Genomic DNA, 9,334 nt, shown 5'->3' on the forward strand with positions numbered 1-9,334 from the left:
ACCCGCAGCCGCTCCCAAAGACGGTCCCGTTCACCTCCCGGACACACTCGGTCGAACGGGCAGAACTGGCAATTCGTCCAACCGTTCCACTTTCGCTTTCCCGGAATGGCCGGGTACAGCCCCAACTGGCGCAGCTCCAGCCCCGCCTCGACCACGCGCCGGAACTCCCCCTCCGTCTCCTCGTCGAGCCTCACCTCCACCCGCTCGAACCGCCCCTCCTCCGAGACGAACCAGTAGGCCGCCGCCACATCCACCTCCTGCCCACCCCGCACCGCCAGCGCATAGATCGGCAACTGCAACAGCCACCCTCCCTCCTTGCGCTGCAGCCCTCCATTCGCCGCTTGCGCGTACGAATCCAGCTTGCCGCTCTTGTAGTCCGTCACCACGAGCCCTCCGCCCGGCAAGACATCCACCCGGTCCGCCTTCCCCACGAACCGCACCCGCCGCCCATCCATCAGCGTGATCGAAACCTCCCGACCCACCCGCGCGCCGAACGCCAGCTCCACATCCCGCACCGCCGCCCCCCGTTCGGTCCGCCAGCGCTCGTCCTCGTCCAGAAACCGCCCGAAATCCTGCCGCAGTCGCTCCCGTGTCGCAGCCCACGCCGCCGGACGACCCGTCAGTCCGCGCCGCTCGAACGCCTCGAACTCCGCATCCGCAACCTCGAAAAGCAGCGCCCGCTCCGCGTCGCTCCATTTACCCTCGATCACCTCCGTCCCTCGCCGCTCCTTCACCGCCCGGACGAACCGCTCGAGCACGCTATGGACGATCGAACCACGGCTCGCCGGGTCGACCACATCCAGGTCCTCCGGCTTCTCCACCTCGCGCAGCCCCAGTTCGTGCGAAAGGAAGAACCGGAACGGGCAGCTCGTCAGCGTCTCCAGTGCACTCGCCGAGAGCTCAGGTTCCGCATCCATCGCCGGCAGCGCCTCCCCCGTCCACCCCGTGAGCCCGTTCGAACCGCCCGCGGGCGATCGCCGCGCCCGCTCCGCCCGAGCCCGCACCCCTGCATCCACCCCGAGCTCCACCAGCAGCGGGTGCTCCCACGGGGCCCCACCACCCCGACACACCTCCGCGAGGTCCCGTTCCGCCAAGTCCGCGAAAACGTCGCCTCCCACCACCCACGCAGCGAACGAATCGACCACCTCCAACCAAGGCGGCCGGCCCCGCGGATCGTGAATCCACCGCTCGATATCCCGAGCATACACGCCCCGACCGTGCAGCCTCGACGCCGCCTCCAAAAACCACCGCGAAGGCTGCGCCGGGCGCTGATCGCGCAACGAAACCCGCGGCGCCGTCACCAGGCACCCCTTCGCACACGCCGACACCATCAGATACGCCCGCCGCGCCCGAATCACCCGCTCCGCCGCCGACGGCACCGCCCCGTCCAGCTCCCGCCGAACCCGCTCCGGCAAGAGCGGGTCGTCCGACGGCTGCGGCGGAAAGACCCGCTCCGCCAGCCCCACCATCACCACGAAGTCGAAGACCATCCCAGCCGCCTCCTCGATCGACCCCGCGAACACGCCCTCACCCAGCTTCCCGTGCCGTTCGGCCGGAGCATCCAACGCCTCCCGGAGGAGCCCCTCGAACGTCGCCAGGCTCACCGCCGTCCCCTCGTCCAGCCCAGCCACCCCATCCAGCGTCCGCACCACCTCGGCGTAGGCCGCCACCTCCGCCTCCGCCAGGCCCCCCTCTCCAGCGACCCGCCTCACTGCCCCGGCCGGAAGCCAGGCCTCCAGCCCCGTAAGCATCGCCCTCGCCCACACCGGCAGCGGCCGCAGCGGCTCCGCCCCGAACCGATTCGCCGCATCCTCCACGAACTCCCCCATCTGCCGCGCCACCTCCACCCGCCGGCCAAGCTCCTCCTCCGAAAGAAATCCCTCCTCCACCCGTGGCCGGAGCGACGCCTCGATCACCGCCGCAGCTCGCCTCCACTGCAGAAGCCCCCGCACCACACCCGCTTCGCGCGAAAGCGTATCCCATCGGTGTCCCGCCACCTCCCGCCCCCGGTGCTCCACCGGCGCCGAAGTCACCCAGTCGATCACCGCCTCGCGCCGCCATCCCAGCCGCGCCGACCGCAGCGCCCCGAACACCACCCTCCCCGCCAACGAATCCGCCAACCGGCGCAAGCCCCGCCCATTGTGCGGAATACCGCTCGCCTCCAGCCGGTCGTGAACGAGCGCCGCATAGTGCTCCACGCTCCCGTACAGAATCGCCATCCGATGGAGCGGCACCCCCCCTTCCGCCTGGCGCCAAACCTCGCGGATCGCATATCGCACCTCCTCCTCGGGGTCCGGCAACACAGCCAGCCGTCCCGGCAACCGCGGCTCGTCGCCCACGGGCGCCCCTTCGCCGCGTCCAGGCTCCGGCCGAATCGCCCCCAGCATTCGCGCCCATTCCTCCATCTGCCCGTCCACCTCCGCGTCCCCCGTCAGGCCCAGAATGGCGCAAGCACCCCCCCGGCCGGCCATCGCATGCAACAACTCCACCGCGTCGCCAGGCAACCGGTCCGGCAGATACACCACCAGCATCCCCACCTCGTCCGCAGCTCGGTGCCCGGAGCGGACCGCCCTCGCCGCCGCCTCGAGCAAATCGTGCTCGTCGTACAGCCCCGCCGCCGCACGTTCCGCCTCCGCTACCGCAGCCGCCGCTGCCGCAACCACCGCGTCAGGATGCCGCTCCAGCCGTTCCCGTACGGCCGGCGGTGCCCCCCGAAGGTCCGCCGCCAGCGCCGCCAAACGTCGCAGTGTCGCCGGATGCCCGGCGAAACCCCGGAGCGGTTCGCCCTGGCGCTCCGCAGCCGTCCGAAGGCAGTCCACCCACTTCCATCGCGTTCGCGGCCGCCGCCCTTGCGCCTGCAGCAGCGGCGCCGCCACCAGCTCCGCCAGGCGATCCATCACCAGGAATCGCACGTTCGCGAGCGCCCTCCTCCCGGCCAGCGCCCGCCGAACATCCAGCCCGACCAAGTTCGAAGGCACCACCACCGTCACCGGAGCCAGCGGATCCCCCACCTTCGCCTCTTCGATGAGCGCCGCCAACGCCCCGCGCGCCTCGCCGCACGGCACGCACATCACCCGCACGTTCGTCATGGTCCCCTTCCCCGGTCCACCAGATAGGCGACCCTACCGCCTGCCCGCGACATGCCGTGTCGCCTCAGCCGCCCAGCATCCGCAACGCGTACTCCATGTTCGCCTGCATCGAGGGCTTGATCTCCTCCCAGTGAGGGTCGTGCCGCTTCCCACGCCGATGCAACATCAAATTGAACCCACTGATGATCGCGAACTTGTACACCGCCAGCGCCTTGAACCAGCGAATATCCCCCGGCCGCTCGCCCAGCGCCTCCCAATACCACTCCTCCAGCTCGTCCCCATGCGGCATCCGGCTGCCCCGATCGTGCGCCCAAGCCGCCGGATCGCTGAACGCGCAAATCCACCCCAAATCGTTCAACGTCGGCCCCACACCGCACAGCTCCCAATCGATCACCGCCAGCAGCTCCCCCTCCGGCGAATAGAGCAGGTTCGACCACTGAAAGTCACCGTGGTAAAGCCCAATCGTCGCATCGCGAGGTGCCTTCTCCAGCAGCAGCTGCTTCACCCGCGGCTGAAGCGCGAGCAGCTCCTGCTCCGCCGCCCGCTCGTAGAACCGGTCCCAGCGCGTCACGTCGAACTCGTACCCCCAAAAATCGCCCAAATACCCCAGCCGCTCGCGAGGCACCCGGTGGATCCCCGCCAGCGCCCGCATCGCCTGCCGCGCCATCCCCCGCAGCTGCGCATCGCTGAACCGCTCCGGATAGTCGTCCTTCAGCGTGTCCCCGGGAAGCCGCGGCTGCACAAAATACGGCGAGCCGAACCACTCCGGCTCCGTGCCCGCCCACGTGATCGGCGCGTGAGGGACGCCCGTGCCCTCCAGCGCCCGGACCGCCGTCACCTGCCGCATCAAGTCCGCCGTCCCCTCCAGCTTCACCCCGGGCGGCGGGAGCCGCAAAAAATACGCCTGTCGCTCCCCCCCACCGCTCTCGACGTCGAAAAAATACGAAAACCCCGCGTGCCCGGTCCCCTTCGTAAGGTCCACGACCCGGGCCCCAGGGTCCTCCAGCTTCGCCCGAACGAACGGTTCCAGGCGCGCCCGCAGCTCATCCAGTTCCATCTCAACGCCCCCGCGGCTGGCTCCACCGGCCGCCCATCCCGGCCGGTACCCGAAGTCTCCCCATTTCCACCCGCCCTTGCAACGAAACGCCGGGGCCGCTCGAGCGGCCCCGGCGCCATCCCCCAGCGAACTCCCGCCTACTGCAGGCCAAAATCCCAGCCGTTCCCGGCCTTGAAGCTCTGCAGAATCCGCCGCGACACCACCATCCGGTGCGTCTCGTCCGGACCATCGTAAATCCGCGCCGCACGCGCATTCCGGTACATCGATTCCAGCGGCGTATCGCCCGAAACCCCGAGCGCACCGTGCACCTGGATCGCCCGGTCGATCACATTGTGCAGCACCTGCGCGCCGAAGAACTTGATCGCCGAAATCTCCACCCGTGCCTCGTCGCCCTGATCGATCTTCTTCGCCGCCGAAAGCGTCAGCGCCCGCGCCGCCTGAATCTCCACATAGCTGTCCGCGATCCAGTTCTGGACCGTCTGCTTCTCCGAAAGCGTCGAGCCAAAAACCTCGCGCTTCAGCGAATACTCGCACATCAACTCGAACGCCCGCTGCATCTGCCCAAGCCAGCGCATGCAGTGGTGGATGCGGCCCGGCCCCAGCCGCTTCTGCGCGATCCGGAAGCCACTCCCGGGCTCCCCCAGCGCATTCGTCAGCGGCACCCGAACGTTCGTGTACCGAATCTCACAGTGCGAACCCTCCACCTCGCCCATCACCGGCACCGGCCGCACGATTTCGAACCCCGGCGTATCCGTCGGCACGATAATCTGCGTGAACCGCCGGTGGGGCGGCTGATCGAGCTCCGTCGCGCACATCACAATCGCGAACGTCGCACCCTCCGCCTGGCTCGTGAACCACTTGTGGCCATTGATCACCCACTCGTCGCCGTCCCGAATCGCCGTCGTGCGCAGCCCCGTCGGGTCCGCCCCCGAAACCTCCGGCTCCGTCATCGAGTAGCAGGACCAAATCTCCCCGGCCACCAGCGGCTTCATGAACTTCTCTTGCTGCTCCGGCGTCCCGAACTGCCAGAGAATCTCCGCATTCCCCGAGTCCGGCGCCTGCGAACCGAACGCAATCGGCGCATAAGGGCTGCGCCCCAGAATCTCGTTCATGTACACATACGGCATGAAGCCGATGCCCATACCACCCGCCGCCGCTGGAAGGTGCGGCGCCCACATCCCGAGCGACTTCGTGATCGCCTGCAGCTCCTTCATCCGTTCCCGGCCAGCCGCCGACTGCCGCGGATGATTCGCGTGGAAAAAGGGCTCGTTCGGGTAGATGTACTCCGCCATGAAGGCCTTCACCCGCTCCCGGAGCTCCATGATCTCCGCGTCGGTCAGGTGGCGGTCCCCCGCGTGGGGCTGGTCTGCAACAGACATAAGGGGCACTCCTACAGAAATTCGCGCTCGCACTCTACCGCTCCCCCGCGGCGATCGCTACCCGCGAGCATCCACCCCCCGATGGTGCTCCTCACCCGCAGGGTGGTAGTGGTGCACGTGGTGCCGCCCGTGCCGTCGGTGCCAGAGCTCCGCCACCAGCCCGTGGTTCGGCGCCAACACCAGCGCCGCCAGAAACAGCACCGTCGCCGCCAAAACGATCGTCGCCCCGGCCGCCGTCCCCGCATGGTACGAAACCCACAGCCCGCTCACCCCCGCCAGGGCCGCAATCCCCATGCTCAGCCCGACCATCCGCAACAGCCGGTCCGTCAGCAGCCGCGCCGTAGCCGCCGGCGTCACGATCAGCGCCAACACCAAGATGTTCCCCACCGTCTGCAAGCTCACCACGATCGTCGCCGCAACCAGCAGCAACAGCAGCAGATCCAACGCGAACACCGGGTACCCCAACGTCCGCGCCATCACCGGATCGAAGGCCGCCAGCGCGAACTCCTTCAGCAACGCCGCCATCACCAGCACCACCACCCCCGCAATCACCCCCGTAATCACCACATCCGTCATCGAAACCCCGAGAATGTTGCCGAAGAGCAGCGAACCCAAATCCCGCCGAAACCCGCCCTGCCGGCTCAGGATCACCACCCCCAGCGCGAAAAACGCCGCGAACAACACCCCGATCGCCGTGTCCTCGCTCACGCGCCGGCTCCGCGAAAGCAGCCCGATCCCCAACGCCGTCAGCGTCCCGAAGCCGAAAGCGCCAACCAGGATGCTCTGCCCCGCCAGGTAGCTCAGCACCACACCCGGGAACACCGCGTGCGCCAGCGCATCGCCGATGAACGCGAGCCCCCGGAGCACCACGAAGCTCCCCACCAGCCCGCACAGCGCCCCGATGATCAGCACCTCCAGCACCGCCCGCTGCATGAACCCGTACTGGAGCGGTTCCGTCAACCAGCTCATGGCAGCTGCTCGTACACCGGAACTTGCTCGAACACCGCCACCTGGCCCCCGAACGCCGCACGCAAATTCGCCGGAGTGAACGTCGTCGCCGTCGGCCCGAACGCCACCATCCGCCGGTTCAACAGCAGCACGTGCGACGTCATCGAACGCACCTCGTCCAAGTCGTGCGTCGCCACCAGAACCGTCACCCCGGCCGCCGAAAACCGCCGAATCTGCTCGTGGAACACAGCCCGGTTCTGGACGTCGATGCCAGTGAACGGCTCGTCCAGGAGCACCAGCGCAGGCTCCTGCACCATCGCTCGGGCAAGGAAAATCCGTTGCTGCTGCCCGCCCGAAAACTGGCTGATGTGCCTTCCCCCCATGCCCCCCAGCCCGAGCTTGGCCAACGCCGCCTCCGCCAACTCCCGCTCCCGCCGGCCAGGCCACCGCAGCCACCCCAGCGCCCGGTACCGCCCCATCATCACCACATCCAAAGCCGTCACCGGAAACCCCCAGTTCACCTCCTCGCGCTGCGGCACGTACGCCGCCCGCCCGCCCAACTCCCGGATCGGCCGGTCGCCGAACACCACACTCCCCCCTGCCAGCGGAACCGACCCCGCAATCCCCTTCAGCAGCGTCGATTTCCCGCTCCCATTCGGCCCGATCAGCCCGACAATCGCCCCCGCAGGAATATCCGCCGTCACATCGCAGACCGCGACATTGTGGCCATACGCAACCGCCACTTCCCTCAGGGCGAGCACACTCGAAGCCCGAACTTGGCTCGACGCAGCTATCGAAGCGCCTCCGCAATCAGCCGGGCATTGTGCAGCAGCATGCCATCCACGGTCTCCGCGCCGCTGCCGGCCGGCCCCAGCGAATCAGCATACAGCCCCGTCACCACCCGTGCCCCCGTCTCCTTCGCCAGCTGTTCCGCCACCTTCGGATCGATCTCCGCCTCCGCAAGGATGGCCTTCACCCCCTCCGCTCGAATCAGGTCCGTCAGGCGCGCCAGATCCTGCGCCGAAGGCTGCGCTTCCGCCGCCGTACCCGCAACGATCGCCCCCACCACCTCGATCCCGTACCGTCGCGCGAAATAGTTCAGCGACTCGTGGTTCGTCACCACCTTCCGCTGCGATTCCGGAATCGGCGCGAAAAGCGCCCGAATCTGCTGGTCCGTATCGTCCAACTTCTTCGAATACGCAGCGGCACGCTCCCGGTAGATCTCGGCATTCTTCTCGTCCATCTTCGCCAGCGCCTCGGCGATGTTCGCCACCATCACCTTCACGTTTTCCGGATCGTGCCAGACGTGCGGATCGCCCTCCTCATGTTCGTGCCCATGGCCCCCATCCTTGTCCTCGTGATGCTCCCCCCCAGCGAGCGGCTCGATGCCCTCCGTCACCGTCACCACCGGCGCCTTCGTCCCCGAGTTCGCGATCAAGTCGTCGAGCCAGTCGTCCAGCCCGATTCCGTTCTTCAGAATCAAATTTGCCTCACGCAGCCGCCGCGAATCCTGCGGCGAAGGCTCGTAATCGTGCGCATCGGCCCCGGCCGCGAGCAATACGTCGACCGTCACCCGATCCCCAGCCACCTCCCGCACCAGCGCACCGATCTGCGTCGTCGTCGCCACAACGCGGGGCCCCCCGTCGCCGTCACTGTCTCCCCCGCCGCACGCCACCGCCAGCACCGCCGCGGCGCCGAGCGTCACCACCGCGGCCAGCACCCGCCGCAAGCTCCTTGTCATCGACTTGCCCCTGAGATGAAGTATCATCAATGACCAACGATACTCAGTCTCACCCGCGCGGGCAACTCCCCGCCCCGCCTCGTCAGGCGCCCCCAGGCCGTCCGCCCGCCGCCGAACCCATCCCGCCCGTCCGGCCGCCCTCGATCCGTACGACTTCGGCAGAGCCGGCAGCAGCGAATCGCCCCGGCTGGCAGGTCAACACCACCACCTGAACCTCCTTCGCCAGTTCCGCCAAAACCTCCGCCATGCGCGCGAGGCGCTCCTCGTCGCTCCACCCCAGCGCATCGTCGAGGAAAAACGGCACACCGTCCTCCGCAGCCGCAGCCGCACACGCCGCGCGATACAGCACCGCGATCTGCTCCCGCGCGCCGATGCTCAACTGCCCGATAGGCAGCCGCTCGCCCCCGAGCGTCCGCTCCGAAGGTGCCAACCGCCCATCCAAGTGGAGCGCGAAATCGCTCCCGAAGACCGCACGCCCGAGCATCGCCACCCGCTCCTCCAACCGCGGCCCGTACACCCGCCGCGCGGCCTCGCGGTGCCGTTCCAACGTTTCGAACAGCAGCTTCGCTGCCTTCGCTCGTCCCTCTACCGTCAGGAGCCGCGTCTCCGCCTCTGCCAGCCGCGACAATGCTTCGTCCAACTCCGCCTGCAGCGTCCCCTCGCCCTCGTGCTGCAGCGCACCCCGCGCCAACGTCATCTCCTCGTCGATCTTGGCCAGCTGCCGCTCCGCCCCCTCGATCCGCTGCCCGACCGCCTCCGCCTCTGCGGCGGCGGCCGCGAGCGCCTCCGCCGCGTCATCCGCCTCCCCCTGCTCCGCCAAGGCGCGAGCCACCTCGCCCCGCGCTGCGGCGAGGTCCGCGTCGAGCTGCGCCGTCGGCAGCTCGCGCTCCGCCTTCGCCACCTCCTCACGCAGTCCTTCCAGCTGCTCCCGCAGCGCGTTCACCCGCTGCTTCAGCGCGTCCACCTCCCTTTGGGCGGCTATCGCCTGTTCCACCGCCGCACGAGCTGCCTGGTCCGCCTCCGCCGCCGCTCCGCGGGCTGAATCCCGCCCCCGCCCCACCGCCTCGCGACCCTCGCGGGCCTCCTCCACCGTCGCAGGCAGCCTTCGCCCACCGGCCGC

At 68.8% G+C, this 9,334-nt stretch carries 7 protein-coding genes; all 7 read right to left on the reverse strand.

Features of this window, described 5'->3' with window-relative positions:
- Positions 1-3,089, reverse strand: a 3,089-nt coding sequence (locus tag VAE53_RS00460; RefSeq protein WP_322817386.1) for a PD-(D/E)XK nuclease family protein, incomplete at its 3' end; no start/stop codon positions are given.
- A 64-nt stretch (positions 3,090-3,153) separates the two neighbouring features.
- The gene (locus tag VAE53_RS00465) at positions 3,154-4,146 is read right to left on the reverse strand and encodes a phosphotransferase family protein (protein WP_322817387.1); all 993 of its coding nucleotides are present in this window, start codon (positions 4,144-4,146) and stop codon (positions 3,154-3,156) included.
- 137 nt (positions 4,147-4,283) lie between these two features.
- Positions 4,284-5,525, reverse strand: a complete 1,242-nt coding sequence (locus tag VAE53_RS00470) for an acyl-CoA dehydrogenase family protein (protein ID WP_322817388.1) — start codon at positions 5,523-5,525, stop codon at positions 4,284-4,286.
- Positions 5,526-5,582: 57 nt separating this feature from the next.
- Complete coding sequence (locus tag VAE53_RS00475) at positions 5,583-6,494, reverse strand: metal ABC transporter permease (protein ID WP_322817389.1); 912 nt, start codon at positions 6,492-6,494, stop codon at positions 5,583-5,585.
- A complete protein-coding gene (locus VAE53_RS00480) occupies positions 6,491-7,234 on the reverse strand; it encodes a metal ABC transporter ATP-binding protein (protein ID WP_322817390.1) in 744 nt (247 codons plus the stop codon). The genes VAE53_RS00475 and VAE53_RS00480 overlap by 4 nt, the downstream gene beginning before the upstream one ends.
- Before the next feature lie 29 nt (positions 7,235-7,263).
- Positions 7,264-8,214 carry a metal ABC transporter solute-binding protein, Zn/Mn family gene (locus tag VAE53_RS00485; protein WP_322817391.1) on the reverse strand — a complete coding sequence of 317 codons (951 nt, stop codon included), beginning with the start codon at positions 8,212-8,214 and terminating at the stop codon, positions 7,264-7,266.
- 82 nt (positions 8,215-8,296) lie between these two features.
- On the reverse strand, positions 8,297-9,334 hold a 1,038-nt coding region (locus tag VAE53_RS00490; RefSeq protein WP_322817392.1), incomplete at its 5' end, for a hypothetical protein.

Origin of the sequence: Tepidiforma sp., from assembly GCF_034432735.1 — a bacterium.
Taxonomy (GTDB): domain Bacteria; phylum Chloroflexota; class Dehalococcoidia; order Tepidiformales; family Tepidiformaceae; genus Tepidiforma.